Source organism: Streptomyces sp. NPDC002564 (assembly GCF_042889645.1).
Classification (GTDB): Bacteria; Actinomycetota; Actinomycetes; order Streptomycetales; family Streptomycetaceae; genus Streptomyces.
The window spans coordinates 996,361-1,021,503 of the sequence record NZ_JBIARE010000001.1 but is presented as its reverse complement, the minus strand read 5'-3'; the positions used below and the strand labels follow the sequence as shown (position 1 = coordinate 1,021,503).

The following is a 25,143-nucleotide window of genomic DNA, read 5'->3' as shown; positions in this document are numbered from 1 at the left end:
CACGGAGCTTCTCTCCGCACGACGCCAGCCTTACACCTCGCACTGGCGTGCTCTGCGTCTCATAGCGTGCCCGAGCCTGGCCGACCTCGGCCGTCCGACTCCAGGGGAGCCGAGGCCACCTGCGGACACGAGTTGTAGAGAGTCCTTTAGCAAGGTCTGGATCTTGCCCCGACCTGTGCATATGTTCGTCGTCCCCGCCGGGCAGCCCGCCCGGCCACCGCCCGAGGAGGGGTCATGCAGCAACGCGAGCGAGCACCGTGATCTAGCCCGGAAATGGCGAAGGCGCCCGAGGAGCAAGCTCCCGGACGCCGAACACCAAGTGGCACTCCTGCCCCGGCAAGGGCAGAGATTTACCCACCTTCACCGCGCCGGCCCTTTCCACGGGGCACACCGGCACGGGCTTCACCGAGGAGAGTCTTACATGCGGCCTGCCCTGCGCAAAAGGCCGGTGCTCCCGGCTCGCGCGGCAGCAGCACCTGCCTACCTGCCCGCGCGCCCGTCCTCCGCCCACCAAATAGCGGTGCCCCGATGAGCGGGCAGGCCCGGAAGTGGGCCTGGGAGAGCAGCACCAGCAAGGGCGTCGCCCGCCTGGTCCTGCTGTCGATCGCCGACCGGATCCCCGACGCCCAGTGCGTCGCGTACGCCTCGGTGACCGATCTGATGGAGCGGACGCGCGCGAGTCGTAACGCCGTGCGTACCTCGCTGGCTCTGCTGGTGGACGCCGGTGAGCTGGAGATCTGCGACGAGTACGAGGGCCCGCAGCACAGCACGGTCTACCGCATGCCGCGCCCCGCCGCCTGGCTCGCGAAGGTCGCGGCGGCGCAGAAGGCCGCCCCCGAGCTGCGCGTCGAGGACGTCGAACCCCTGACCGACGCCGACCCCGCTCCTGACCTGAAGGACCTGGACAAGGAGCTGCTGCGCAAGCACCGCATCTGGTTCATCGCAGGGTCAGAATCGGGCCCCCGTCGCCAGAATCCGGCCGGGTCAAAATCTGCGCCCGCTCGTCAGAATCTGACCCCCCGCAGGGTCAGAAACCGACCCCCCTCCGGGTCAGAAACTGACCCCCAGAACTGTAGTGAACCGAAGGTGAACCGTAGGTACAGCAGCAGTAGTGCTGCCGAGGTCACCTCCGCCACCGACTGGCAGGTCGACGACGCCAGCCTGGCCTGGGCCCAGCAGCAGGGACACCTGGAACGCCTCGGCGAGCAGGGCCTGCAGGCCGCCGACGCGAAGTGGCGCCACTACCGCTCCGCCTGGAGTCCTCGCTCCACGGCCGCCTGGTCTGCCGACTGGCGGTCCTGGATCGCCCGCGAGCACACCCCCACACCCCAGCGCCCCAACCTCTACGCCTTGCCCGGCGGCAGCCCCGCCCTGCAGGCCGGCATGACCAAAGCCGACCTGCACATGGCCGCCCTGCTCGCCGCCGTCGACGAACCGACCGGAACGGAGTAACTGCCTTGGACCGCCGTGAAGTTGCTGCCGTCATCGCCTACGTCGGCAAACTGGACCCGCGCACCATCCGCACCGACGCGGGCGAAGCCCGCGACCAGCTCGCCACGTGGCACGAGCTGCTCAGCGATGTACCCCCGACCACGGGTCAGGGCTGGGACGTGCGCGAGACCGTCCGCAAGCGCATCGTGACCTCGCCATACCCGATTCTCCCGGCCGATGTGGCCCGTGAATGGCACGCGCACCGCCGCGATCGGCTGGCCCGGCACACCGACCCGACACCGATGGCCGACCCGGACAACCCGCAAGCCTGGCGGGCCGAGCTGCTGGCGGCGCGCGACGCGGTGGCCGCCGGACACGCCGCGCCCTCGCCGCACTGCGAACTTACCGCGGGGCGTCACCGGCCGGGGCTGAAGGACCACCTGGCCACCGTCGGCTCGTACATCCCGGACGCGGTGCGCGCCGAGCTGGCGCCCTACCGCCCGGCCCGCGCCGCCCGCGAAGCCGCCATCGCCGCCGGCGGCCCGGACATCCTGGCCGTGCCGTGCGAGTGGTGTCGCGCCGACACGGGCGAGCCCTGCCGCCGCCGGCGCGTCACCCTCGACGGCAGCGCCCGGGGCAACGCGCCCCGCGCCACTGCGCACCCCGGCCGCATCGACCGGGCTCTGGCAGCGCAGGCCCAGGCACCCGCCGCCTGACCGCAGCCGACTCCTCCACAGAAACGTTCCGCCTTGCGTACGGCCCGCCGCCGTACCCCGAGCCCGCCACGAAGCGCCCACGCCGCACCCCAGCCAACCCAGGTGCCGAGCGACCGCGCCGACCGAGGCGACTTCCGGAGACTGCCTTGCGCCACATCACCACCAACGACACCCCGACCTCGATCCTGCGGGGCATCGCCGACCACAGCTGGCAGGCCCGCGGCCTGTGCCACAGCCTCTCGCCCAAGGACATCGACGAGCTGTTCTTCCCCGGAGCCCGCGCCCGCGCAGCCATCGACGAAGCCAAGTCGATCTGCGGCCAGTGCCCGGTGAAGAAGGCGTGCTTCGACTACGCCCTGGACAACGAGATCCGCCAGGGCATCTGGGGCGGGCTCACCGAGGCCGAACGCCGCCCCTGGCACGCCAAGGTCAACAAGCGCCTGGACTACAGCCGGGTGAAGGCCGCCTTCGAGGGGCGCGACGTCCACCTCAGCGACGCCGAGCGAGACGCCGTCACCCGCCATGCCTACGTGCGCGGCTGGAGCCCCGAGCGCCTCGCGTACACGCTGCGCCTCGACCTCGACTGGGCGCGCGACCTGATGCGTAACGCCGCCCACGCCGTCGCCGACCGCGACCGCTACTGGGACCAGGCCGACGACGCCGAGTCAGCCGACTCCGAGACCACCGAGGACGACGACGCCGGCTCGTCGGTACAGGTGCCTCGCCAGGTGCAGACCGACTCCCTGATCGCCGCCCTCCGAAAGGCCGCATGACTCACCCCATCGCCATGTCCTTGCCCTACGGCATCGATCCCGTCTACCTGGTCGCGGCCCTCGGGCTGCTCGCCCTCGCGCTGGCCGGCTGGTCGTTCCGGCGAAACCGGAACCGCGTGGACGGCAGGCGCGTCGGCACTCCCGCGGTCTGGGTCTCCGCTCTCGCCGCCCTCAACTGCACCGTCTACTCCGCCGACACCAGCTGGCGGTTCGCCGCCGACTACCTCGACATGGCCGGCACGGTGGAGCGCGCCATGATGTTCAGCGCGGGCGAGGCCGCACTGTTCGCGACCGCGCTGATGGCCCGGCAGAATCTGAAGACCCAAGGGGCGCCCGGACTGCCCGGCGCCCTGGTCTGGGTGATCACCGGGGTGCAGGTCATCCCGGCCTACGCCGAGTCGGCCGCGGTCGGTGGAACCGTGCGAGCCTTCGTCGGCCCGGTCATGGCCGCCGTGCTGTGGCACCTGGCCATGGGCATCGAGCTGCGGCTGCACAAGCCGGACGCCACCTCGCAGGGGCTTCTGGCCACGCTCGGACGCGAAGCACGAGAGCGGCTCCTCTCCCGCCTCGGCATCGCCACGCGCAACCGCGATGCCGCACAGATCACCAAAGACCGTGCGTCTCGGCGAGCGGTCGCCCTTGCCTCCCACCTGGCCGGCATGTCGGTGGCAGATCGCGAGAAGGACACCCGGGTCACCCGTCGGCTTCAGACCGCGCTCACTCGGGCCGAAGTCGGCACCGATCCTCGCCAGCGCCAAGCGTTCTTGGAGGAGCTGGCCGCGCGTCGGCACGCGGCCACTCTCGCGACCATCGATCTGCCCTCGCCGTGGGTCCACTCCACGCACGGCAGGGACGCCGAGCGCGAAACCCGGTCCCCCCTCGTCCCGTCCCCGCCGGTGCTCCTGGGGGACGGGAAGCCGATGGGACGACGGCTGAGCGCGGTCCCCAACGACGCGTCCCAAAGCGGTGGGGACGGGGACCGTACGGAATCGGGGACGGGGACAGAGGCCGAAGGGGACGGTCCCCACGCCGTCCCCACCGACGTCGGGGACGGCGTCAACGAACCCGCCTCGGGCCTGCCAAGCGAGCAAATGGCTGCGGCGCTCGGGGACCGAGGCGACGCGCCGGACACGGGCGCGGCAGCCGACGCCGACATCGACGTCAGCACCGCGGAGGGCAGCGAAGCTGCTGCTCAGAGCGCTGTGGGACCGTCCCCAGCAGCCGTCCCCACGGGCGACGGGGACCGCGAACACCCCAACATGGGAACGGGGACGGGGACCGGAGGGGACCGTCCCCGCGCCGTCCCCAACGACAACGGGGACGGCGAACACCCCGACACGGAAACGGGGACGGGGACGGGGACGGGGACGGGGACCGAAGAAGGCCGTCCCCACACCGTCCCCGTGCGCCGGAAGCCGAAGCCCAAGGCGAAGGCGCAGCGGAGCCGTCCGGGCGGTGGGAAGTCGAAGCGTCCTCAGCGCAGGGCGCTGAGTCCCGAAGAGACGGCCGACCTGGTGCGTCCTCACATACCCGCGCTGCTGGAGCGCGACGGGACCGAGGTCATCACCCGTCCCCAGCTGCGGGAAATCCTCCGCGCCCTGAACCTCGCGGGCGGCCGGAACTCGAACATCACGCGGCTCCTGCAGCTGCTGAGGTCCGAGACGATCCCCACCACGGCAAGGAGCACGAGCCGATGAAGACCTGCCACAGGTTCGACCGCATCAAGGCCGGTTTCGAGAAGGACGTCAGCTTCCTGCGCGGGCACGCCGAGCGACATCTGGGATCGCCAGCGGCGAAGACCAGCGCGAAGAACGCCGTCTCGGTGAAACGGAACATGGCGCGAGCCCTGAACACACACCTCGCCCGCTGCCGCGAGTGCGGCTGACACCTGCAAGACCGCAGGTCAAAGCCCTAGATCCTCATTCCGCGCGGTGGCCCGGTCTCGGCCCGGCCACCGCCCCCGCCACGGAGGGACCGTCATTCCTGCCCACCACCCACGTACGCACGCCCCCTCGATCGCCGAGGCCGGCGCCTGGGCGGAGGCGCTCGTGCGCCACCAGCTGCTGCACACAGCCGTCCCGGTCCCCACCGGCCAGTGGCTCGTCCAGCAGCGCCCCGAATCGCCCGTCCAGGTCCTCGCCGGCGCGACCGCCATGGTCGAACTGGCCGCCGAGATCCAGCACCGCATCCGCACCACGAGGAACGACACCCGATGACGAACCCGACGACAAACCCCGCTCCCACGCCCGATGAGCCGGAATCCAACTCGACCTCAGCGGGAGCAAGTTGGTGCGAGAGTAATACTCCCGTTGGGAGTATTACTCTCGCGTCCTCCGCCCCGGGGGTGGCGGAGGCGGTCCAGCGCCGGGGGGCACTGGACCGGGGGGATGCGACCGAGGGCGGCTCGCATCCCAAGGAGGAGACGACTCACCCGTGCCACAACCCGCACTGCGCCCAGCATGCGAGTGCGCCGCAGAGCCAGCCGCCTGCGCGTAACCGCACACCGAAGAACAAGTCCAGCAAGCGCAAGCATCTGATCGCCAGCCGCTTCAACGACGTTGAGAAGCAGTCCGTGCTGGATGCCGCGGCAGCGTGCGCCATGACGCCGTCCGGCTTTCTCGCCCATGCCGCACTCAGCGCCGCGCACGACCTCACCCGCACGGAAGCCGAGGTCGCCGGCCACCGCGAAATGACACGCCGACTGTTTGCCCTGGGCCCCGCGCTGAGCCGGATCGGCAACAACCTCAACCAAGTTGCGGCAGCCCTGAACCGAGACGAGCCGGCACCGCAGGCCAGAGCGGTCCTCGACGCTGTCGACGAGGTTCGCCTGGAGGTGCAAGCGTTCATCCAGCACTACCTGGACAGCGAGCGTCCGGCAGCATGATCCCCTCAGTGAACGACATGGGTGACGACACCCATGGCCTGCTGAAGTATCTGTACGGCCCTGGCAAGGCCGAGGAACACATCGACCCCCACCTTGTCGCAGCGTGGGACAGCCTGGCTCCCGACCCCGGCCGCCACCCAGACCGTAAGGCGACGCTGCGCGCCCTGCAGATCCTCCTCGACCAGCCCGTCATGGCCTTGCCCGAAGGCGAGAGGCCCTCCGAGCACGTCTGGCACCTATCCGTACGCGCCGCCCCCGAAGACCCGATCCTCACCGACGAGCAGTGGGCGGACATCGCCCGCCGCATGGTCTCCGCCACCGGGATCGCCCCCGATGGCGACGACGCCGCCTGCCGCTGGGCGGCCGTCCGCCATGCCGACGACCACATCCACATCGTCGCCACCGTCGTCCGCCACGACGGCCGCCAGGCCCGCATCCGCCGTGATGGCGCCCGCGCCCAGACGGAAGCCCGGCAGATCGAAATCGACTACGGCCTACGGCGGGTGAACACCGGCGACGGAACCGCCGCCAAACGCCCGAGCAGCGCCGAACGCCACAAAGCCAACCGCCAGGGCAAGGAACGCACGCCACGCGAGGAGCTGCGCGAGACGGTGCGCCGCGCCGCCGCCGGCGTCGCCAGCGAGAAGGAGTTCTTCGACCGTCTGACCGCCGCCGGCCTTCTGGTCGATCAGCGTGTCGCGCCCTCCGGTGATCTGCTCGGCTACAAGGTCGCGCTGTCCGACGACCGGAACGAGGACCAGCAGCCGATCTACTATTCGGGCTCCACCCTCGCCGCCGATCTCTCCCTGCCCCGCATCCGCGAACGCTGGACGAACAACGCCTCGGGGCCCGGCGAGGACGCCACCACGGACCGCTCCTCCGGATCGGACCGCATCAGCCCCTCGGACGCGCGCCGCCGAGCGACGACGGCGTCGTGGCAGGCCGTACTCATCATCGACCAGGGGGAGGACGGGCAGATTTCTGGCCTGATCGCCGCGGGCGGCGAGGTCCTCGACGCGCTGGCCAAGACTTCGGCGTTGAACACACGGCGTGAACTGCGCGACGCCGCCTTCGTGTTCGAGCGGGCGAGCCGTTCGCACGTCCGGGCGGAGCGCCAGCACGCCCGCAATCTGCGCAAGGCCGCCCGCGACCTCGTCCAAGGCGGGCCTGCACTCGGGCGGGTGGAGGACGGTGCCACGACCGCCATGCTGATCGACATGGTGTTCTTCCTGGTCACCGCTGCCGCCCAGTGGCACGCGATGAAGGGGCACGCCCAGCAGGCCGCTGCTGCCCGCCAGGCGGCCGAGCACCTGCGCGCCGCCTACCAGGCCGCAGCGCCGAGGTATCTGGGCGTCATGCGCGACCGCGGTCGGCGCATGTCCCTGCCCCTGCAGCGCAAGCAGGCGGCCTACCTGCGCCGGGCGGTGCCGGAGCTGGCCGAGCAGGTCCTAGCCGAGCCGGGCTGGTACGCCCTGGCGTCCACCCTCGCCGACGTCGAGCGCGCCGGGCACGACCCGGCGGCGCTTCTGGCCGAGGCCGCCGAGCGGCGGGAGCTGGGCACCGCCGAGTCGATCAGCGACGTGCTCGTGTGGCGGCTACGGCGGATGGCAGATCTGCCCGCTGACGCTTCCGCAACGCCTCCCACCCAGGACAAGCCCACTACGGCGCCGAGCCGCCGCGGGCAGACCCGCACTGCGACGTCCTCTCGCAGGCCGGGGCCGGGGGCCGAAGGCACACGTGAGCATCGGCGCTGAGGGAGGCGTTCAGCTCAGGACGGCGATCATCGCGGCGGCCACGGTGGTTCCCGCGATGCACAGCATCACGGTGCGCGTGGCCGGCACCCGACGAGGAGCAGACGGCGATGAATCGTCTCGCGTGCCGTCGCACGCACAGCCCGGAGCATGCGGCAGGAACGGCGAGTCCAGCCAATAGGCGCCCCGTAGTTGCGGCGAGACGGCTGGCGAAGGGGAGCTGGGCATACTCGGACAACGCCGCGTCCCTGCCGACGGCACGGGCCGCAATGCATTTGTAACGAGAGGCACGGTCACGTCCGCTTCGTCTCGGCACTCCCTCGGAAATGCCGGTCACACTTCACGAATTCTAGAGTTGCAGCAGGTCAGCGACTTGCGGCACTCTCCTCGTGCAGGCGAGACGACAGAGATGGAGACGGCATGTTCCGACGCAACCGAGCGGACCGAGAGTTTCGTGAAGCGCAGCGAGCCGGCCAGGCGCTGCTGGCCATGCACACCGAGTGGCCCGAGGCTCCCGCCCCGGTCGCCGCGCCGGCCCCGGCCGCGCCGGCCGAAACCACGGTGGTGCCCGACTTCCTGCCGCCGGAGTTCCGGGCGCCGTGCCGCCAGGACGTCAGGGGGTTCATGATGCGCTGGGACCTGCCGCTCGTCATCGACGGCGAAGTCCACGCCTGCCACTGTGGTGCGTACCGGAACTGGATCGTCTTCAACATGCGCGACGACTCGGTGTGGCTGCGCTGCGAGGCCGGCCACGAGGTGCACGAGACCCGGCTGGACACCGCCTGGTACAACCGCAACTCCGGGCCGGTCGACCACTTCCACCCCACCCTCGAAGACGGCCTGCGCCACCTCGGCCACTGACGACGCGAAACCCCTTCCCCCACCCCTGCGTTCATCGGCACCCGGAGGGCCGATCCGGTCAGATCATCCGTCTCGCACCAAGGGGTTTCACGTATGCGCCGCTCCACCACGACCGCCCTCGGCCTCGGCGCCGTCTTCACCGCCCTCGCCCTGACCGGCTGCGCCGGCCACGCCGAGCCCGCCGACACCTCCGCCACCGCTTCCGCACACCGGGGTGGCAGTACCGCGGCGGCGTCCGTGCCGCTGTCCTCGGCCCAGCTGAACCAGCGGCTGCTGAACATCGGCGACCTGGGCGAGGGCTACACCCGCAAGCCCGAGGCCCCCCGCCGCAACGACGACGTCACCGTCATCGGCTGCCCGGCCCTGGAGAAGCTCGGCAGCAGTGCCGCCACCGGCTCCAACCTCGACTTCGCCCGCAAGGCAAAGGCGTCCTTCGCCTACACCGGCAGCAGCTCCTCCGAGGTCAGCGAGGAGCTGTACAGCGATCGCCCGGCAAAGCTGTCCACGGGCATCTCGAAGGTCTTCGACGCGATGCTCTCCTGCCCCTCGTACCAGGTGGCCTCGGGGAGCACGGCCGTCGACATCGACACCGCGAAGTCGGCCGCGCCGGACCTCGGCGACCAGCAGTGGAGCCAGCGGCTCACCTTCTCCGCCGGCGGGCAGCGCAGCGTCGTCAAGCAGACGGCGATCCGCACCGGCAACGTCCTGGTCCTCGTCTCCGGCTCGCCGGGCCTCGTGGACGCCCACGTGGACAAGGCACTCGCCAAGGCGCGCACCGCACGCTAGTCCGCTCCTCCTGCGCCTGCCCCGGTGTCCGGGCCCGCTCTTCCGACGGGCCCGGACACCGGGGCTTCGCCGTTCGCGCCGATCAGCCGTCGAGGCGGAGTTCGCCGGGCTCATAACGGAGTTGGAAGGTCTGGGCGTACTCGCCGTGCATCCAGTACAGGGTCATGGTCGACAGCATGCTGCGCTTGACGTACCGGGTGCGCGCGGGCATTCCTTCGTCCTGCGCGACGATCCACTTCTCCACCCGCTCCGGCAGCCCGAACCGGAGCGCATAGGCATTGGGGTGCTCGGCGGCGCGCAGTTCCCAAACGGGGTGTTTCGCTGCCTGGTTGATGCGTCGCAGACGCACCGCGTGCGTGGGGTGCTCTCGCGCGTATTCCACGAAGGCGTACAGATCGTCCGAGGCCAGTCCCAGAACGAACGGCGCTGCCGGAAAGGCCAGAACGAGACCTAGCTGCGACCGGCTGTGCAACCCGTCCGCGAGGAAATCGAGGGGGTGGCGAATCGCGGCGGGCAATTCCAGATCACCCGGATCCATCTGCAGGAGCGGCCCGCGTAGATACGCGCGCATTTCGCGCATCTTCGGCCGCCCATTGGCCGGGCTCTCTTTGAGCACTGCGTGGATCGCGTCGGCCGTGGTCCTTACGAGACTCCGCAGCCCATCAAAGTCCGGTGCAGAAAGGTCGATCAGCGATATCTGGTGGGCCAGTGCATAGTCCTGCGCCTCCGGAGTGAAGCCGGACGTGGAGAAGATCGCGTAGCTGTAGCGGTAACGCGTCCGCGGCCGGCCAGTGCCGGGTGCGGTAAGGGTGGTGGTCTCCGCCTCGTTCACGTCGTGGATCACACCGTGGCCGTTTCGGACGGTGGGAAGACCGACCCGTGCGGTCAGATACTTCGCCTCGACGAACAAGCGCACCGGAAGGGAGAACGGCGGGACATACCGGAACTGGCCGAGCGCGTCTACCTGATGCCACGCGCCACGTCCTCGGACCAGCAGACCGTTCTTGTCCTCCTTCAGCACCTTCCACGGTTCTTTGTCCTGGTCGTCGTCGGCCGTGAGGACTTCGAAGCCGCTGGAGCGCAACAACCAGGCCAGCACCTCCTCCAGGAGGTAACCGCGCAAGGGCCCGATGCGGATCAATTTATCTGCCACGTCGACGATCCTATGTACGGCCTTGATCTTGGTTCCAGGGGTATATCAGCTTCTGCGATGCGGGTACGACGAAGGCCCGGTGGTACCGCTCCCGTGAAGGGAGCGGTACCACCGGGCCTGGGAGAAGGAGGCATCGCGCCCGTCGATCCCGCCGGGGACAGGGGCTACGCGACGCCGGTCACCCGCGGTGGACGACGGTGAGACGGTCCTCCGCTCCCGCGGGCAGTACCCGCCGCGATACCGGGCCGGGTGCGGCGAGCGAGGAGGCGAAGGCGGCGACCAGTTCGTGCGGGGCGCTCGCGCTGAAGCTCGTACACCACAGGTACGGGGCCCCGAGGACGGGCTCCGCCCACGCCTGCCACCCCAGAAGGTCATCGCGGGGGTCGGCGTCGTGGATGAGCGGCGGCAGAAGCTCCAGCGACACGTTCGTGGAGAAGCCGGGATCGGTGGCGGTCGTGCGCGGGCGGTCCATGTCGCGCAGCCACCCGCGGGCGCTGAGGGCGGTGAGCACCGCCTCGGCGCTCTCGAGCCCGGCCTCGGGAGTCTCGCTGGCGTCGAGCGCGAGCAGGAAGTCGGTGAGTGCCTCGTGCGGTACGCCGGCGGTGAAGTACGCATTCCACTCGGTCAACGCCGAGGCCGGGTGCGGGCGGGCCGACATCTGCCAGGCCACCGGCAAGCCGCCCAGCTCGAAGGGGTAGGAGGCGAGGATCCACTCGGCGCCGCGCAGGCCGTCGGGGCTCACGAAGAGCAGGGTGTTGCGGGAGGTCGGCCACATGCGCCAGCCGAGGTCGGTGAGGGTGTCGCCGATCCGTTCGGCGAGGACGCCGTCATCGCCGGCCAGGTGGCGCGGGGTGACCCAGTACATCGGGTCCGGCGAGAGGGGGCGGGAGGAATCGGTGGGGTCGTGCGGGTACAGGGGCGCCTCCGTCAGTTCGGGGTTGTGCTAGCGGCCGTTGTTCGGGCCGGTTGCGCCGCGTCGGCGGCGCGGGGGTGCCTCGACCGGGCCCTGCCAGGTCAGTGCGACGGCCACGGCGGGCGGCAGGGGGTGCTGCTCGGCATCGGGCGACTCGGCGATGTAGACCACCGGCCGGCCGTTCTCGTCCACCGACTTCTCCACACCGCCCAGGCTGTGTGCCATGGGGAAGAAGGGGTTGATGGCGAGGCGGGCCGTCGTGTCGCGGTCGAAGGCGGACAGTGCGTCGATGATGTCGCCGACGGTCATCTCGGGCGAGTGCGGGTCCAAGGTGGTCTCCTAGCGGTGGCGGACGAAGCCGCGCGAGCAGGGGCAGGGTACGCGGTGCGTATGTATAGGGAGGGCGGACGTGCCCGTCACACAGGGCGGGAGGTGGACAGGATGCTGGCCACCACACCGGCGACGATCTCCGCCGGAGTGTCCGTGCCAAAGGCAATGCGGTAGCCGGGGACGTTCGCGGTGCCGGTGACCGCGATCACCCAGCCTTCACCCGTCACCCAGTCCTCGTCCGGGCCACCGGGCCGGCCGGTCGGGAAGTAGCCGAGGTAGAAGCGGCCGTCGCGCGAGCTGACGTGCACGTCGGCACGGTCGTCGACGATGTGGGTGAAATCGGCAATCGGGAACTGGTCGATCACCTCCATCGGCTGGCCGGCACCGAGCCTCCAGGAGCGCAGCCGCAGGGCCGCGACCGTGGTGGCAAATCCAGGTTGCGTCGCGTCCAACGCCACAGAATCACCTCTCTGACCTGGGGTTTCTTCCGGAAGGTCGTTCAGGTTCACATAGCGTTGCGGTGTCCACCAGTCCTTTGGACGATCTTCCTTGTCTGCCACCGGCGAACTAGGGACCATGTGGCGGGGAACCGCACGTGACACGCGGTGCGTCTGCAGATTCGCCACTCTCGGAAGGGAACACCCGTGCCGTTACCGGTCACTCCAGGCCGCCTCCGCGCCTTCTTGCGTCATTCACACCACCGGGCCGTGGAGGACCGCATAGCCAAGGGCCAGACTGCCGTGGAGCGCCTCCCGGACCTGCCAGACGTGGAGTGGGCCGCGATCCGCGCCGCCTACCAGCGCCCGACGCGCACCGTCCTCTCCTCATACCGGGACCTCGCCGGCGAGGTCCTCGTGGTCGCCGTCATCACCGCGCTGGTGAGCGGATGGTTCGCGATGGCCATGACCGGCTGGGATGTGGTGCAGGAGGGGCGCGACCAGCCCACGCGCGCCGAGTGGGTGCAAGTCGCCTACTTCACCGTGGTGATGACCGCGGCCAGCGTGTTAGGGCCGGTGACACGGCGAGTCAGCAACCTCCGCCAGGGCGTTCCGGCCGTAGCGAAGGACGAAGTGCTTACCGCTGCCCTCGCCGTGCTGCCCGCCTGCGCTGAAGTGGCCAGCGCGCCGGCCGGGCACGAACGTCACACCGCACTCGGCGCCTTGCACCATCTGCTGAGGACGCTGAACACCGCACTGGCCAAGAGCGCCCGGCGCTCCAACCGGATATCTCACTTCACGGCGAACCGACGCCAGGTGATCGCCCACACCCGCAAGGTAAGGATCAAGCTCCTCGCCGAAGCCGATCATCTGACCTCCGACCGAACCGCTGCCGCTGGCAACCTGGCCCGCTTCGTCGCGAACATCGCCGTAGCCCACGCCCGCAGCGAGCACAGCTCCCTGCTTCCCGCCGCCGAACTGCCCGTTGATCCCGGCGCCGCCACCCCGATCGGCCCGTTCCCCCGGCGCCTGCTCGTCCTTCCCGCACTTGCAGCCATGCTCACCCTGACCGTGCTGGTCATGCTGGGCACCACTGATGCGGCCCTGGTCTTCGCTCCGCTCTCGATGTTTTTGCTGACACTGATCGCGCTGCTCACCACGACCGGGAACCTTGCCTGGCTGCGCGCCCTGACGGGCATCGTCTTCGCCCGGGAAAGTCCCGCAGCGAACAACGCCCCCACCCCTCCCGGCGGCGGATAGCGGCACACGACCACGTCTCGCCATCGTAGGCACGACCTGCTGGCGGTGAGGCCCATCAGAGGGACGCGGCCTGCCAGGACGCGCCGAGTTCCGCGAGCCGACCACGAAGTACGCCGCGCTGCTCCTCCAGTACCTCCGAGGCAGGCGAGAGGAGATAAACGTTATTGCGGTAGAGGCGGAATCCGAGGCCCTCCCACCCGCGGGCGATCTTGGCGTTGACGCGATCCCACTCGGTCCGGTTCCTCAGTTCCTGGCTGCTGAGGTCGGAGACGCCGGGTGAGCAGGCGATAGCCCGGCAGCCGGCCATGAGGCGGTGGATTACCTCGCTGCCGAGTACGGCGGCCAGTCCGTACCCGCGCCACCCCGGATCTAGCGTCACCCGGTCCATGACGAGCAGCGCGGAGCCGACATAGTCCAGGCGCTCGCCGACTTCCCTCGTGAAGGAGCCGGTCTCGGGGTCGAGGAGCGCCTGGGCAATCTCGTACAGCTCCTCGGACTCTTCCTCCATCGCCCAGTAGGCGTTGCGCCCGCGGTCCAGATGGACCCGGTAGAAGGTCATGGACCCGACGGTGGCGTCCGTCGTGCAGGACGGGGAGTCCGCGGCTGCGCAGTCCTCATCGGCCGATGCGTCCCGCGCAGCAAAATGCAGACGTCGGCGGTGCAGGACGGAGACGTTCCACCGCTCCAGCGTGTCAGCTTGCGGGGTGTCCCAGAGCTCGTCGTCGTAGACGATGCGCAGGTGCAGCTCAGAGGGGTCACCGGGCAGTGAGGAAGGCTCATTCACTGCCGAAGCCTAGCGAGACGCTCGTCGGGCTGCGGGGGCGCCACAGTCTGCCGTCTCAGCCAGGCTGGACGCCAGTCGCGTTATGACCTGCGTCACATAGCGCGCATCGGGAGCATGCGTACTGTGGCGGTCGCCAACTTGGCTGACCTGCACGGCAGTTACTGCTCGACCCTATTAATTTGATTCGTCCCACTTTCTGGGTACATTAGTTAAAAGCGCAGGTCAGGGGCGGTTCGGGTACCTTCCTGCACATGACATCGATTGATCTGTACTTCACGGCCTTCTCCAGTTCGTTCCTGGCGCTCTTGACGGTGCTGTTCGCCGTGGCTCTGACGCACCCGGAGCCACCGGTCAGGGAGCGTGCTGAACGGCTCCTAGGGCTGCTCCTTCGGGCGCGCTAGCTGCGTGGGCGGCTTCTGAGCCGAGGCAGCGAGCCTGAGTGAGGCGCTGGGCCGTCACTGATCCGCCCTTTCCTCCGATCGCATGCGAAGGCCCCCGGAATCGGTTGATTCCGGGGGCCTTTGGGAGAGGTGCGGGAGGAGCTAGCTCTCGTCGGTCGGGTCGTCCGTGCGACGCCGTCGGACGGCGAAGAGGGCGCCTCCGCCAGCAGCGATCAAGACGCCGGCGCCGCCGATCAGCCACGGGGTGGCGTCAGCACCGGTGTGTGCGAGCGCGCCCTCGGGGGCGGGAGCGGCGGTCCTCGACGTGGTCTCGTCGGCGGCCGGCGTCTCCGAGGCGGCCGGTGTCCCCGAGGCCGACGGTGTCGGTGCGTCCTCGTCCTTGCCGGGCCTGTCCGGGGTGGGCTTGTGGCTCGGCTTGCCGGTAGGCTTTCCGGTCGGCTTCTCCGTGGGGGTGGTGGCGGTCTTGGCGTTGGTCGTGGTCACCGTCACCGGATCGCCCGGCTTGGCCTTGAACGTCTTCGACGGCTTGTAGAGGTCGTAGCCCTCGGGCGCCTTCACCTGCTTGACCCAAAAGTCCGTGCCGGTTCGGGAGTTGATGGGCAGCTTCCCGGTGGCCGTGCCGTCGGGGCCCGTGGTCAGCGTGAGGATGGTCTCGGTGCCGCTGCCGATGTTGACCGTGGATCCGGGCAGCAGCTTTCCGGTCTTGTCGTCCTTGGCCTTCAGGCTGACCGAGGCGTCCTTGAACGGGTCGACGATCGTGAGCGGCGTGTCCGTGCCGGGGGTGACGATGACGTCCTGGTCGTCGACCGTGTCGTGCAGCGGGCTGCCGCTGGAGATCTCCTTGAGGCGGTAGACGCCCGGTGTGAGGTCCTTGAAGGCGAGCTGCCCCTGGGTATCGGTCTTGCCGCTGGCGGTCTCCTTGCCGGCAGAGTCGAAGAGGGCGAAGGAGGCGCCGGAGAGCGCGTCGCCGCCGGGGTCCTTCTTCACGATGGCCACGCCGCCGGTGTCCGCCTCGGCTGCGTTGCGCGGGGCTGCGGACGTGGAGGCGGAGGGGCTGGGATCGGTGCTCTGGGCCGAGGCGGTCGGAGCCCAGGACAGGCTGCCGGTCACCGTGGCGGCGACGGCGACAGCGGCCGGAAGGGTGCGAGCGGAGCGGATGCGCAAGTAGGGACTCTCCGAGAAGAACGCGCGGAGCGCGTGCGGGTGGGTGGCGTGGGTGGTGGTTCAGCGGGAGCGCCGCGGCGCCGGTCCTGCGGGGGCTGTGGGCGGGTGCGTCGAGCGGGACGGTGCGGTGATCGCATAGCGGCGTGCGGCGGCGCGTACGAGCTGCTGTTGTTGCTCGACGGGCAGCCGCTCCACGCCGGCCAGGCCCTGGGCCACGACGAGACCGAAGGGGGATCCTGCGTCGAGTCCGGCGGCTTGGACGATCTGCGCGGCGGCCTCGGCTTCAGCGAGGATGCCGTAGGTGCTGGGGATGCCGAGAAGCTGCTCGGCATGGTCGCGGGCGCCGTCGAGGAGTTCGGTGAGCGGATCCCCGTCGTTGAGGCAGTCCTCGACGACATCGAGGAGGGTCAGCGTGGCCCTGTGCAGCCGGTCGCGGAAGTCCGGATCGGTGAGCCAGAAGCCGTTCGGGCCCGGCGGCGGTGGGGGCGCCTGAAGCGGAGTGGTCGCAGGCGGTGGTCGTCGGTGGGACGGGAGCCAGCGGGGCGGTGGCATCCAGAACTCCTCTGGTGCGATGGATGGTTAGCGGGTACGGGGTGACGCCCCGGCTATGGGTGTGGGCCGGGCGACAGGTGGGAGCGCCGGTTGCGATGCCTTTGGCGGCGGAAACCACAGGTGGGCGTACTGCTCGATCGCGGTGCGCAGCCCCGTGCCGTCCGCGCCGTGCCACGCGGGCCCGCTGCTGTGCCAGTCGCGGATGACGGCGTAGCCGTCGCGGCCAGCCGACAGGCCCCGGGCAGCATCGCGGCGCTCGAAGGTGCCGTGGTCGGCGAAGCGGAGGATGGCGGTGTCGAGGACGCCTTGATCGGGGTGGACGACGCGCAGGCGTAGTCCGTCGTACTCGTCGCGGCGGATGGTCGGAGCGAAGTCGATCCGGAGCCGCAGCGGCGTGTCCGGCTGCGGGGCCGCGTACAAGGCGTTGCCGACGATGGCGTGCTGGTGGAAGGGCAGTTCGAGGACGTCGTCGAAGAACTGCTGTGCGTGCAGGGCCACGTGATCCTTCTGGGACAGGGGTGCGGGAGGTCAGCGGCGGGGGCCAGAGCTGCGGGCGGGCAGGGCCGCCGACGGGGTGGTCGTGGTGCTCCAGCGCGGCACGCTGCGCGTGGTCAGTGCAGGAGCCCTGCGGGGTGCGGTACGCCGGGCGTCGAAGGGCGTGGGAACCGGGGGCGGCGGTGGCGTGACGGGTACGAGCTGGGCCTTGTCGTTCAAGGGGCGCCATCCGGATGTGGTCGGGGCGGGTGCACGCGGCAGGTCTAGGCGGGGGTGACCTGGATGGACAGGTGCCGGTACGCCTCGGTGGAGCGCGCCTGGGCGATCTTGGCGCTGGGACCGGTGGTGATCAGGTAGCCGATGCGGGCGCTGAACATGTCGCCGTGCGGCGGCAGCACGAGCTTCTCGCCGGCGTCGCGGGTGAAGGTGACGCGCTCGAGCCAGTCGATGCGCTCGGGAAGCTCGGCGTCCATCCGGCGCCCGGTGAGGGTGCCGGAGTAGGCGGGGTAGATCAGCCGGATTGCCGCGGCCTGACTGCGTGTTGGGGTGAGGTCGGGCCGTACGCCGCAGGCAATGTCGGCGGCGGCGCGGGCCAGGTCGACACCGGTGGCCAGGTGGACGAGGTGGCCGATCATGTCGCCGGCGAGGCGCGCGTTGACCTCGATCAATCGGGGGCGGCCGTCGACGATGCGCATTTCGACGTGGCTGACGCTGTCGGATACGCCCACGGCGTCGAGGGCCGCGACGGCGACCGGCGCCACGGCGGCGAGCAGCGGGTCGTCCGCGTCGACCACGTGGGCCAGCTCCTCGAAGAAGGGCGGCATCCCGACGGTCTTGCGGGTGACGGCGACCACGGTGGTCTGCCCCTGATAGGTGACGCACTCGACGCTCACCTCCTCCCCGTCGAGGTACTCCTCGACCAGGACCTGGGTGCTCTCGACTCCGTGGCCGGCGGTCTGCGCGGCGAAGGCGTACGCGGCGGCAAGTTCACGGGCGGTGTCGACGCGGATGACGCCCATGCTCGCGGCGTGCGCGGCGGGCTTGAGAACGACGGGATAGCCGATCAGGGCGGCTGCATCGGCCGCCTCCTGCTCGGCGCGCACGCCCACGGATACGGCCGAGGGCACCCCGTGACGTTCGAACAGCGTGCGCGAAGTGTGCTTGTTGCGGCAGCCCTGGAGGGCTTCCGGGGTGGTGGTGTTCAGGCCGAGCTGGCGGGCGAGACGGGCGACGGGGACGAGGTACCACTCGGTCCACGTCATCACGCCGGCCAGCTCGTAGCGTTCGGCGAGGTCGCGACCGGCAGCATGCAGTGCGGCCTGGTCGGTGGGGTCGGCGACCGCGTAGTCGAGGAGGAACTCCTTCTCCCAGGTCGGCTCGGCGCCGGAGATCAGGACGACGTCGTAGTGGGCGTGGACGTTTTCGAGGCAATAGCCCCGATACGCCTGTGCCTCCATGTCGGCGGCTGCGACAACCAGGACGACAGGGCGAGAGGACAACAAGGCTCCAAACAGTGGCAGGCAATGGTGGTTGAGGCAGGTATCCGCGTCAGGGGGTGCGGCGTCGGCGCAGCTCGAAGGCTGACGCCCAGTGCGGGTGGTCCTCGATCAACTTGCGGGCGTACAAGGACGTGAAGCTGTTGTTCAGGCCGCGCACGCCCGCGGGCAGCTGCCAGCGCAGGTCCTCAAACAGTGCCTTCAGCCCGACCCGGGTCGCTCCGGCGGCAATCCGGTCGGCGGCCAGACGCTCCAGCGCGCGGTAGACATACGGGTGCTCGGCGTCGAACGCGAGGAAGCGGTCCATCAGCGTGGGCCGCGCCCCTGCGCGAAACGAGGGTCGGGATATCGGCAGGACCAGCTGGTCGGCCGGGGCGTGCGACGTGCGCATGGGGCGTTCTCCTGGAGTGAGCAGGGTGACAAGGAGGTCAGGCGAAAGAGCTGTGCAGAGCGGAGGTCGCACGCAGCCGGGCGAAGGCGGTGAACAGACCCGCGGCCTGGAGTACCGCGCAGAGCGTGATGACCTGGCCGAGCTGGGCGGGCGGTACGACAGCGACGAGGACGCCGGCGAGCGGGAAAGGCAGCAGCAGCACCAAGATCGTGAGGGAGAGGGTGGCGCCGAATACCTCGGCGGGGATGAGGTGGGAGCGCAGGGTGCGCAGCACGACGGTCATGCCGCCCTCGCCGGCCATGAGGACGGCGATCAGGGCGAGATAGGCGTGGTAGGTGCTGGCGAAGGAGACAGCCAGGCAGGCGGTGGCGGCGATCGTGGCGGAGACGGCACCGACCGGCCACAGGCCGAAGCGGTCGATCGCCCGGCGGCAGAGGGCGACGGCGCCGAGTGAGGCGACGGCGGCGATGGACCAGACGAATCCGACGTCGGCCGTGGAGTGGCCGAATTCCTTGACGATGATCACCGGGGCGGCGGCCTGCAACAGGCCGACGGCGAGGTTGGACACCGTCAATCCGGCGACCAACCAACCCAGCGCCGGCAGTGCCCGCAGCGTGGACCAGCCGGTGCGCAGCCCCTTCGAGACGGGCTGCACCGCGGCGGCCTTCCCCCAGCGGTACTGACGTGGGGCGAGGAGGCTGGTGAGCAGGGAGAAGACGGCGATCACCGTCAGCATCCCGCTCGCACCGGCCCACTGCAGCAGCAGGCCGGCCAGCGCCGGGCCGCACAGGGTGGCGACCTGGTCGATGCCGAGCAGCACCGACTGCACCTGGTGCGCGCGGTCGCCGGCCTCGCGGCTGGCGACCCCGCCCGCGGTCTCGGCCGCGATGTACGCGCACTCGGTGAGGATCCCGGTGGACGCAGCCAGCGCCATGACCGTGACCGTCGCCCCGAGTCCCGCCTCCTGCGCTGGCAGGAGGAGCGCGGCGGCCAGGACCACCAGGGCCCGCGCCACGGAGGCGAAGCGGAGCACGGTGGTCGTGCCGTGGCGGTCCACCAGGGCCCCGGCGACGGCGAACGCCCCCAGGCGCGGGATCCATTCCAGCGCGAACGCCAGTCCGGTGAGCGCGGCGGAGTTGGTGGTGGCCAGGACCAGCAGCGGTATGCCGTACGTCGTCATGGCGAACGCGGCGGCGTCCGTGCTGCGCGGCAGATAGACGCCGCGCAGCACTGTGGGGACCGGGCGGCGGGCATGCCGCGGTCCGACACGGGATCTCACGCAGCGCGCCCCGCTCCCAACGCCTCTTCGTGTGAGGAGCCGACGCCGGCACGGTTCAGGACGCGGGGATGTGCCTGCAGGAACTCGGTGACGACCTGGTGCGGAGCCGACGGCTCAAGATTCGAGACGCCCGTCTGCGGGCTGCGGCTGGTCAGCTGGAGGGTGTGCTGGACACGGGTGACGAAGTCGACGGTGGTGTCGGGGAAGTGGCGGGCGCGGGCCCAGCGGGCCACGGTGTCGTACACCTCGGCGAGGTCTTCGCCGCTCGCAGTGAGCCGGTAGCGATCCGGTGCCTGTTCGTCGGCGTGGACCAGGCCGAGGTCGCGGGCGATGTCGATGGCGTGGCGCAGTTGCCCGGGGGTGAGGTCGCCGAAGGCGCCCTGCAGGCTGCCCTTCTGATGGCTGATGGGGCCGTAGTCGTCGATCTCGGTGATCAGGCGGATCAGACTTGGCAGGGTCAGGGTGCGGATCGCGCGGCGTTCGGGCAGGAGGGTTTCGGGCCGGGAGCGGTTCATCGGCGCGGGCCTCCTGCCGGGGAGATCGGGCGGGCGGGTATCTGGTGGGAGAAGAGGTCGCCGGGCTGCCATGCCGGGCCGTTGGGGGCCGTGGTGCCCAGGGCGGGGCGGGCTGCTGGCGCGGCCGGAACGACCGGTGCCGGAAGGCGGGTCGGTGTGGTCGCCCACGGGCCGGAGGGGTTCTGCGACGGGGCGGCGCCCTGGCCCCGGATCCGACGAGCTTCGGTTTCCAGGGACGGGGCGGTGGCCCATGCGGAGATGGCCTGGAAGACGGGGATGAGCCCTTGGCCGCTGGCGGTCAGCTGGTAGCCGCCGGTACCGCTGGCTACCACCAGGCCGTCGTCGACGAGGCGTTCCAGGGGCTTGTAGACGGCGGTCAGCCCGTATCCGGGCATGGCCTCACTCGCCAGTGTCTTCGCGGTCGCGGCACCCCGGGCCTGCAGCGAGAACAGAATCGGGACCGCGTGCCGGGGAGCGACCAGAGCGACGGTGTCGTCGATGTTCTGGGCCGGCGCGATCCGCTCGGGCTCCAGCTCGCCGGTGTCCTTGTTGGCGACCAGGTCCTTCTCCAGATACGTGTCACCCCAGGACGCGATCACAGCCAGGACGGGCAGCAGCGCCACGCCGCGGCTGGTGAGGCCGTAGGTGACGTGGCGCGGGCCGTACTCCGTGCGTTCGACCACACCCGCGTTGGTGAGGTGGCGCAGCCGGGGGTGAAGCTGGCCGTCCGCCAGCCACGGAAGCCGCGGCTTGAACTCGGCGTAGCGCAGCGGCTGGGAGGAGATGGTCATCAGCACCCACACGCTCCAGCGCGGAGCGAGCAGGTCCAGGGTCTTGGTGACGCCCAAGAGGTCGTGCGGTGTGGCAGGGGGCGGCGCGGTGGTGGCCAAGAGAAGTGCTCCTCAAGCGGTGCGGGTGGGTCAGCGGGTACGGGAGGTGGTCGCCGTCGGAGCGGCGGGCATCGGCGTGGCCGGCGAGTGGGGGGCCGGGGCGGTCACTCGGCGCAGGCCGCCCAGGACCGCGCTGGTGCTCTTGGCGTAGGCGTCGCGGGTGGCGACGGACTCGGCGATGCGCCGGGCGCAGTCGAGGATGTGGCCGGCCTCGAACCGGCCGATCTCCCGTTCAGGAGCGGTGAGTTCACGAAGCCGCTCCAGCTGGAAGTCGATGTTGCGTTCGGCCAGGGCCAGATCGCTGTGGTTGCCGGTCAGGGCCGCGAGCAGGCTGGCCTCGGGCGTGGCATCGGCGAGGACTTCGAGGTCGGCGAGTGGCTGTGCGTACAGCGCCTCGATCCGCTGGGCGAGGAGCTGGGAAGCGGCGTGGGACGGGGTCTCGGATGGAGGCAATCGGCGGGCTTTCAGGGACGTCGCATCCGCACTGCCGCGGCGCGGGATGCCGCCGGGGCTAGCGGAGCGGTGGCGGTGATCTTGGGCCGCAACTGGACTTCCGCAGCTGGTGCTTGAGTCGGGGCAGGCAGCGTGCGCAGCAGCTCGTCGAGCGCCGCGGTGTAGCTGTCCCGGCCGGCCAGAGCCGCCTCCAGCCAGGCCGCGTCCCCTCGCAGGTCCTCGGCACAGAGGTCGTCCACGTCCCCGTCGGGGGCCGGCGCGGTGTGGACGCGGTCCCGGACGCGGGCCACCTGCTCCTCGGCGACGGCGAGGAAGCTGCGCAGTTCCAGCGCCCGCTGGAGTGCGGCATTGGCCTCGCCCCGGGCTGCCTGTGCGTACAGCTCGGCCACTTCGGCGCCGAAAGCGTCCTGCAGTGCCGCATCGCGGCTGGTGGACTTGTCTATGACGCTCACCGGACGGCTCCGCGTACGGGGGTAGCCGGTGTCCGGGGCAGCGTGGGCGCGGCGGTCGGGAGAGCCGGTGCGCGACGTGCGGCAGCGGAGGCGCCGCGCCACGCGCCGGGGCCGCGTTTGCCGGGTGCGTTGGGGTCCAGGAGGTAGTTCACGACCATGGCCCGTCCGTCGCGGGAGGCGACGGCGGCGTTGACCTGGTGGGCCAACTCCATGACGGAGTCACCGAGTACGTCGGGCGGCTGGGCTCCCAGAGCCTGGACGAGCGCGCCCTCCGCGGTGTCGAGTGCCTGCTGCGCCTGGGCGAGCAGACCGTGCCAGTGCACGACATCGGTGGCCTCGGGGGTGGCGTCCGGTGCGGCCGTCACGGCGCGGCGCAGATCGGCGAGGGGCATCTGGAATCGCTCCTCGATGCGCTCGGTGATGACGCCCATCACGTCGTCGCTGGCATCGGGCATGGGAGAATCTCCTTTCATTTGCGTCTGGAGTGGGATTTCCGCACCGGCAGCTCCGGCGCGGAATGCGGGAATGCTTTCGGGCGGGTTAGTCCAGGCACATGGCGACGTCGCGGTAGACGTAGGTCCCGGACACCCAGCCCGCAATTCCCGTGGTCTTGTCGGTGATGTAGCGCCACTTCCCGCTGCTCTTGTGGACGGTGAAGTGGTGGTCCCGGTAGAGCAGACCGACAGCGGCGGACTTCGTAGTCGCCTTGGCGCGGATCGTCACCGCCTTGGTGTGCACGGCGTACGGCAGGGTGGTGGTCGGGCAGCTGGCGATGGTGGTGGCCGCGCTGGCAGCGCCGGCCGAGACGATCGGGAGGGCGAGCGCGCCCAGTACAGCGGCGGACAGCGCTATGCGGCGTGCACGCATGGGGATTTGACCTCCGGGCCGTGAAATGGGAATGCGGATACAGCCCCGGGCAGATGCCGTGCGGGCTGAGAACAAGAATCCGGAGAATCCCCGGTTTCGGTAACCGGGGATTGCGTGCTACATTCCACGCCATCTCGCACGCGGCAGGCGGAATTGCATCGGGGCCTGTGAGGCAAATACGGCTGCGGTAGCGGGAGTTCAGCGGCCGGGGCCGCTCGGCGGGGCGGGTTGGGCCGGCAGGCTGGGGAGGGCGGTGGTGTGCCGCGTCGCCGGCGAGGCCGTCGGCAGCGGCGGCTTATCGCCGTTCCAGTGCGCCTCCCACCACTGCGTGGCGGCCTCGAAGGTCCGGAATCCGCCCTCGCGCAGGGTGTGCGTCCACGCGGTGGTGTCGGCGACTTCGAGGAGCACGCGGTAGGGCATGGCCGCCTTCTCGTCCATGGCGCGGAGCATCACCGTGGTCTGCATCGGGTCGCTGGAGTCGTCGGTGTAGCTGACGCCGTAAGCGAAGTGATCGCCGTCGCTGCGTAGCCGCTGTTCCAGGACACGGGTGGCTTCGTCCGCTGCGGCGGTGCCCATGCCGTCAGGCAGGAGGATCTTGTCCTCGGGGCAGCCGCGGGTAATCAGCCAGGACTGGGCCATGGACGGCAGCGGCAGCATCTTGTGGTCGAACCGGTAGTTGCGCGCGGCCGGGTCGCGTTTGAGGTGCAGGGCAACGATCTGCGGTTCGCCGGGGATTCCCCACGTGACGGCGCGGTTGTGCATCACGTAGAAGCTGTGCGCGGCGTCGTCGCTGTGGTGCTCGGCGAGGACGGTCATCATGTCCTGCTCGATGCTGATGTGCCCCCAGAACTGGTCGGCGACGTGCTCGTTGACGGCTTCGTATCCGTCGAGGCGGAAGTCAGGTTCGTAGCTGGGCATCGGTGCTTTCGGTCGTGGCGCGATTTCGGGCGCGAGGCACGGAGGCGCCGTTCAGCGGCGGGGAGCGGAGACGGCCGTCGGCACTCGCGCGGGCGTGATCCTGGGCGGGCCGGAGCGGCGGGGTGCGGTGAGCACGCTGCGGCCGGCATCGGTGAGGGTGACGGGCTGCCCGGCCTGCACCGGGTGCGAGGTGTCGCGCTCCACCAGGCCCAGCGCCTCCAAGTGCTGCAGCTGGGCGTAGGAGATGCGGGTACGCGCGTGAGTCGCCACCGCGAGGCGGTGGGTGACGAGGTGTTCGTGCAGCTTGGCGCCCTGGGCGATGGCAAGCAGGGCCGCAATGTCCTTCGTCGCGACCTGTGGTGGCGCCTGCCGAGGAGCGGCGGCTTCGATGGGCTCCAGCACGGCCGTTGCCGCGGCCTGCTTCGCGTCGCGGACGGCGGCAGCCGTCGCCAGCTGATCGAGGGTGCGCCGGATTCTGGCGAACAACGCTTGGTCCACGGGCAGTTCGCTGGAGGCGAGACGCGCAAGGCGGACGCGATGGAAGGCGACGTCCCGCTCGGCGGCCTCCAGGTCGCGGTGGGCGACCGCCAAGGCGGCGTGCGCTGCGGTGAGGAGCCCACCGTCGCCGTGCCGGTGCAGCTCCTGGACGCCGTACCCCACGGCGGTCTCGATGCGCAGGTCGAGCGCGGTGGGTGTGTGCTGGTTGAACGGGGGTGAGGTCATGGCGGTGCCATTTCTGGGCCCGGCGCGAGCGCGTCCAGGGCGACGCGGACCTCGACGTACGGCCCCTCTCGGCTGTGCCGGGTCGGCCCGAGCCGGTCGAGCAGTCGGAGCATGGGCGCGTTGGAGGCGTGCGTAAACGCGGCGAGGGTGTGGCCGCCTCGCGTACGGGCGAAGAGGGCGGCCTGCCGGGCCACCGCCGTGCCGATGCCCTGACGGTGACGGTGGTCGACGACCTGCAGTCCCAGATCGAAGACGCCCGGCTCCCTGCTGACCGGACCGGCGCAGACGAGGGCCAGTGGCCGCTCGTCCGCGCCGAGCCCGACCCAGCACTGCGTGTGGGCGAGCAGCCGGGACAGGTCGCGAGGGGTGATGCGGGTGCGGCCCCAGCGGCGCAGCAGGTTCTGCTCGGAGCACTGCGCGTGGAAGGCAGCGACCAGGTCCCAGTCCGCCTCCGTCACCCGTCGGCTC

31 protein-coding genes are annotated in these 25,143 nt (G+C 70.5%); 11 read left to right on the top strand and 20 right to left on the bottom strand.

The window, feature by feature from the left end; translation table 11 throughout:
* Positions 1 to 528: 528 nt before the first annotated feature.
* The 10 genes from ACFYXE_RS04775 to ACFYXE_RS04730 all read left to right on the top strand — a co-directional run bounded on the left by ACFYXE_RS04775 (position 529) and on the right by ACFYXE_RS04730 (position 9,202).
* Positions 529 to 1,452 carry a helix-turn-helix domain-containing protein gene (locus ACFYXE_RS04775; RefSeq protein ID WP_389308831.1) on the top strand — a complete coding sequence of 308 codons (924 nt, stop codon included), beginning with the start codon at positions 529 to 531 and terminating at the stop codon, positions 1,450 to 1,452.
* A 5-nt stretch (positions 1,453 to 1,457) separates the two neighbouring features.
* Entirely contained in the window at positions 1,458 to 2,147 is a 690-nt protein-coding gene (locus ACFYXE_RS04770) for a hypothetical protein (protein WP_389308829.1), read from the top strand.
* Between the two features lie 146 nt (positions 2,148 to 2,293).
* Positions 2,294 to 2,920: a WhiB family transcriptional regulator gene (locus ACFYXE_RS04765; protein WP_389308827.1), complete on the top strand. Its 627-nt coding sequence runs from the start codon at positions 2,294 to 2,296 to the stop codon at positions 2,918 to 2,920.
* Complete coding sequence (locus ACFYXE_RS04760; RefSeq protein WP_389308825.1) at positions 2,917 to 4,617, top strand: hypothetical protein; 1,701 nt, start codon at positions 2,917 to 2,919, stop codon at positions 4,615 to 4,617. The genes ACFYXE_RS04765 and ACFYXE_RS04760 overlap by 4 nt, the downstream gene beginning before the upstream one ends.
* Complete coding sequence (locus tag ACFYXE_RS04755) at positions 4,614 to 4,805, top strand: hypothetical protein (RefSeq protein WP_389308823.1); 192 nt, start codon at positions 4,614 to 4,616, stop codon at positions 4,803 to 4,805. Before ACFYXE_RS04760 ends, ACFYXE_RS04755 begins: the two co-directional genes overlap by 4 nt.
* 163 nt (positions 4,806 to 4,968) lie before the next feature.
* Entirely contained in the window at positions 4,969 to 5,136 is a 168-nt protein-coding gene (locus ACFYXE_RS04750; RefSeq protein WP_389308821.1) for a hypothetical protein, read from the top strand.
* 128 nt (positions 5,137 to 5,264) lie between these two features.
* On the top strand, positions 5,265 to 5,804 hold the full coding sequence (mobC, locus tag ACFYXE_RS04745; RefSeq protein WP_389308819.1) for a plasmid mobilization relaxosome protein MobC: 540 nt from the start codon (positions 5,265 to 5,267) through the stop codon (positions 5,802 to 5,804).
* Positions 5,801 to 7,558: a relaxase/mobilization nuclease domain-containing protein gene (locus tag ACFYXE_RS04740; protein ID WP_389308817.1), complete on the top strand. Its 1,758-nt coding sequence runs from the start codon at positions 5,801 to 5,803 to the stop codon at positions 7,556 to 7,558. Before mobC ends, ACFYXE_RS04740 begins: the two co-directional genes overlap by 4 nt.
* Before the next feature lie 417 nt (positions 7,559 to 7,975).
* Positions 7,976 to 8,416: a hypothetical protein gene (locus ACFYXE_RS04735; protein WP_389308815.1), complete on the top strand. Its 441-nt coding sequence runs from the start codon at positions 7,976 to 7,978 to the stop codon at positions 8,414 to 8,416.
* Positions 8,417 to 8,509: 93 nt separating this feature from the next.
* A complete protein-coding gene (locus ACFYXE_RS04730; protein ID WP_389308813.1) occupies positions 8,510 to 9,202 on the top strand; it encodes a hypothetical protein in 693 nt (230 codons plus the stop codon).
* A gap of 82 nt (positions 9,203 to 9,284) precedes the next feature.
* Here the strand turns inward: ACFYXE_RS04730 and ACFYXE_RS04725 are convergent, their stop codons facing one another.
* The 4 genes from ACFYXE_RS04725 to ACFYXE_RS04710 form a co-directional block, all read right to left on the bottom strand.
* A complete protein-coding gene (locus ACFYXE_RS04725; protein WP_389308811.1) occupies positions 9,285 to 10,355 on the bottom strand; it encodes a hypothetical protein in 1,071 nt (356 codons plus the stop codon).
* A gap of 178 nt (positions 10,356 to 10,533) precedes the next feature.
* Positions 10,534 to 11,220, bottom strand: a complete 687-nt coding sequence (locus ACFYXE_RS04720; RefSeq protein ID WP_389308809.1) for a DUF317 domain-containing protein — start codon at positions 11,218 to 11,220, stop codon at positions 10,534 to 10,536.
* Positions 11,221 to 11,298: 78 nt separating this feature from the next.
* Positions 11,299 to 11,577 carry a hypothetical protein gene (locus ACFYXE_RS04715; RefSeq protein WP_389309542.1) on the bottom strand — a complete coding sequence of 93 codons (279 nt, stop codon included), beginning with the start codon at positions 11,575 to 11,577 and terminating at the stop codon, positions 11,299 to 11,301.
* Between the two features lie 107 nt (positions 11,578 to 11,684).
* Positions 11,685 to 12,056 carry a DUF317 domain-containing protein gene (locus tag ACFYXE_RS04710; protein WP_389309540.1) on the bottom strand — a complete coding sequence of 124 codons (372 nt, stop codon included), beginning with the start codon at positions 12,054 to 12,056 and terminating at the stop codon, positions 11,685 to 11,687.
* A gap of 249 nt (positions 12,057 to 12,305) precedes the next feature.
* Here ACFYXE_RS04710 and ACFYXE_RS04705 point away from each other — a divergent pair, with 249 nt between their 5' ends.
* The gene (locus ACFYXE_RS04705; RefSeq protein WP_389308807.1) at positions 12,306 to 13,295 is read left to right on the top strand and encodes a hypothetical protein; all 990 of its coding nucleotides are present in this window, start codon (positions 12,306 to 12,308) and stop codon (positions 13,293 to 13,295) included.
* Between the two features lie 55 nt (positions 13,296 to 13,350).
* Here ACFYXE_RS04705 and ACFYXE_RS04700 read toward each other — a convergent pair whose 3' ends face one another.
* The 16 genes from ACFYXE_RS04700 to ACFYXE_RS04625 all read right to left on the bottom strand — a co-directional run bounded on the left by ACFYXE_RS04700 (position 13,351) and on the right by ACFYXE_RS04625 (position 25,133).
* Positions 13,351 to 14,079, bottom strand: a complete 729-nt coding sequence (locus ACFYXE_RS04700; protein ID WP_389308805.1) for a hypothetical protein — start codon at positions 14,077 to 14,079, stop codon at positions 13,351 to 13,353.
* Between the two features lie 542 nt (positions 14,080 to 14,621).
* Positions 14,622 to 15,644 (bottom strand): SpaA isopeptide-forming pilin-related protein, encoded by a 1,023-nt coding sequence (locus tag ACFYXE_RS04695; RefSeq protein ID WP_389308803.1) that lies wholly within the window; start codon positions 15,642 to 15,644, stop codon positions 14,622 to 14,624.
* A 60-nt stretch (positions 15,645 to 15,704) separates the two neighbouring features.
* Positions 15,705 to 16,196, bottom strand: coding sequence for a hypothetical protein (locus tag ACFYXE_RS04690; RefSeq protein ID WP_389308801.1), 492 nt, complete (start codon positions 16,194 to 16,196; stop codon positions 15,705 to 15,707).
* A 27-nt stretch (positions 16,197 to 16,223) separates the two neighbouring features.
* Positions 16,224 to 16,694, bottom strand: a complete 471-nt coding sequence (locus ACFYXE_RS04685; protein WP_389308799.1) for a hypothetical protein — start codon at positions 16,692 to 16,694, stop codon at positions 16,224 to 16,226.
* Between the two features lie 260 nt (positions 16,695 to 16,954).
* A complete protein-coding gene (locus ACFYXE_RS04680; protein ID WP_389309537.1) occupies positions 16,955 to 18,148 on the bottom strand; it encodes an ATP-grasp domain-containing protein in 1,194 nt (397 codons plus the stop codon).
* A gap of 91 nt (positions 18,149 to 18,239) precedes the next feature.
* The gene (locus tag ACFYXE_RS04675; protein WP_389308797.1) at positions 18,240 to 18,578 is read right to left on the bottom strand and encodes a hypothetical protein; all 339 of its coding nucleotides are present in this window, start codon (positions 18,576 to 18,578) and stop codon (positions 18,240 to 18,242) included.
* 37 nt (positions 18,579 to 18,615) lie between these two features.
* Positions 18,616 to 19,857: an MFS transporter gene (locus ACFYXE_RS04670; protein WP_389308795.1), complete on the bottom strand. Its 1,242-nt coding sequence runs from the start codon at positions 19,855 to 19,857 to the stop codon at positions 18,616 to 18,618.
* Positions 19,854 to 20,372, bottom strand: a complete 519-nt coding sequence (locus ACFYXE_RS04665; protein WP_389308793.1) for a hypothetical protein — start codon at positions 20,370 to 20,372, stop codon at positions 19,854 to 19,856. Before ACFYXE_RS04665 ends, ACFYXE_RS04670 begins: the two co-directional genes overlap by 4 nt.
* A complete protein-coding gene (locus tag ACFYXE_RS04660) occupies positions 20,369 to 21,262 on the bottom strand; it encodes a winged helix-turn-helix transcriptional regulator (protein ID WP_389308791.1) in 894 nt (297 codons plus the stop codon). The genes ACFYXE_RS04665 and ACFYXE_RS04660 overlap by 4 nt, the downstream gene beginning before the upstream one ends.
* A gap of 30 nt (positions 21,263 to 21,292) precedes the next feature.
* Entirely contained in the window at positions 21,293 to 21,715 is a 423-nt protein-coding gene (locus ACFYXE_RS04655) for a hypothetical protein (RefSeq protein WP_389308789.1), read from the bottom strand.
* 11 nt (positions 21,716 to 21,726) lie between these two features.
* Positions 21,727 to 22,167: a hypothetical protein gene (locus ACFYXE_RS04650; protein ID WP_389308787.1), complete on the bottom strand. Its 441-nt coding sequence runs from the start codon at positions 22,165 to 22,167 to the stop codon at positions 21,727 to 21,729.
* Positions 22,164 to 22,622: a hypothetical protein gene (locus ACFYXE_RS04645; protein WP_389308785.1), complete on the bottom strand. Its 459-nt coding sequence runs from the start codon at positions 22,620 to 22,622 to the stop codon at positions 22,164 to 22,166. Before ACFYXE_RS04645 ends, ACFYXE_RS04650 begins: the two co-directional genes overlap by 4 nt.
* An 85-nt stretch (positions 22,623 to 22,707) precedes the next feature.
* Positions 22,708 to 23,034 (bottom strand): SH3 domain-containing protein, encoded by a 327-nt coding sequence (locus ACFYXE_RS04640; RefSeq protein WP_389308783.1) that lies wholly within the window; start codon positions 23,032 to 23,034, stop codon positions 22,708 to 22,710.
* Positions 23,035 to 23,232: 198 nt separating this feature from the next.
* Positions 23,233 to 23,952: a hypothetical protein gene (locus ACFYXE_RS04635; RefSeq protein WP_389308781.1), complete on the bottom strand. Its 720-nt coding sequence runs from the start codon at positions 23,950 to 23,952 to the stop codon at positions 23,233 to 23,235.
* Between the two features lie 51 nt (positions 23,953 to 24,003).
* Positions 24,004 to 24,675: a hypothetical protein gene (locus ACFYXE_RS04630; RefSeq protein ID WP_389308779.1), complete on the bottom strand. Its 672-nt coding sequence runs from the start codon at positions 24,673 to 24,675 to the stop codon at positions 24,004 to 24,006.
* Complete coding sequence (locus tag ACFYXE_RS04625) at positions 24,672 to 25,133, bottom strand: GNAT family N-acetyltransferase (RefSeq protein WP_389308776.1); 462 nt, start codon at positions 25,131 to 25,133, stop codon at positions 24,672 to 24,674. The genes ACFYXE_RS04630 and ACFYXE_RS04625 overlap by 4 nt, the downstream gene beginning before the upstream one ends.
* Between the last annotated feature and the right edge of the window lie 10 nt (positions 25,134 to 25,143).

Bases quoted from the DNA above. Each gene is read 5' to 3' on its own strand.
- ACFYXE_RS04775 (WP_389308831.1), top strand. From the start codon at position 529: ATGAGCGGGCAGGCCCGGAAGTGGGCCTGGGAGAGCAGCACCAGCAAG.
- ACFYXE_RS04760 (WP_389308825.1), top strand. From the start codon at position 2,917: ATGACTCACCCCATCGCCATGTCCTTGCCCTACGGCATCGATCCCGTC.
- ACFYXE_RS04755 (WP_389308823.1), top strand. From the start codon at position 4,614: ATGAAGACCTGCCACAGGTTCGACCGCATCAAGGCCGGTTTCGAGAAG.
- ACFYXE_RS04740 (WP_389308817.1), top strand. From the start codon at position 5,801: ATGATCCCCTCAGTGAACGACATGGGTGACGACACCCATGGCCTGCTG.
- ACFYXE_RS04735 (WP_389308815.1), top strand. From the start codon at position 7,976: ATGTTCCGACGCAACCGAGCGGACCGAGAGTTTCGTGAAGCGCAGCGA.
- ACFYXE_RS04730 (WP_389308813.1), top strand. From the start codon at position 8,510: ATGCGCCGCTCCACCACGACCGCCCTCGGCCTCGGCGCCGTCTTCACC.
- ACFYXE_RS04720 (WP_389308809.1), bottom strand. From the start codon at position 11,220: ATGTACTGGGTCACCCCGCGCCACCTGGCCGGCGATGACGGCGTCCTC.
- ACFYXE_RS04715 (WP_389309542.1), bottom strand. From the start codon at position 11,577: ATGACCGTCGGCGACATCATCGACGCACTGTCCGCCTTCGACCGCGAC.
- ACFYXE_RS04690 (WP_389308801.1), bottom strand. From the start codon at position 16,196: ATGCCACCGCCCCGCTGGCTCCCGTCCCACCGACGACCACCGCCTGCG.
- ACFYXE_RS04680 (WP_389309537.1), bottom strand. From the start codon at position 18,148: ATGGAGGCACAGGCGTATCGGGGCTATTGCCTCGAAAACGTCCACGCC.
- ACFYXE_RS04675 (WP_389308797.1), bottom strand. From the start codon at position 18,578: ATGCGCACGTCGCACGCCCCGGCCGACCAGCTGGTCCTGCCGATATCC.
- ACFYXE_RS04665 (WP_389308793.1), bottom strand. From the start codon at position 20,372: ATGAACCGCTCCCGGCCCGAAACCCTCCTGCCCGAACGCCGCGCGATC.
- ACFYXE_RS04645 (WP_389308785.1), bottom strand. From the start codon at position 22,622: ATGCCCGATGCCAGCGACGACGTGATGGGCGTCATCACCGAGCGCATC.
- ACFYXE_RS04640 (WP_389308783.1), bottom strand. From the start codon at position 23,034: ATGCGTGCACGCCGCATAGCGCTGTCCGCCGCTGTACTGGGCGCGCTC.
- ACFYXE_RS04635 (WP_389308781.1), bottom strand. From the start codon at position 23,952: ATGCCCAGCTACGAACCTGACTTCCGCCTCGACGGATACGAAGCCGTC.
- ACFYXE_RS04630 (WP_389308779.1), bottom strand. From the start codon at position 24,675: ATGACCTCACCCCCGTTCAACCAGCACACACCCACCGCGCTCGACCTG.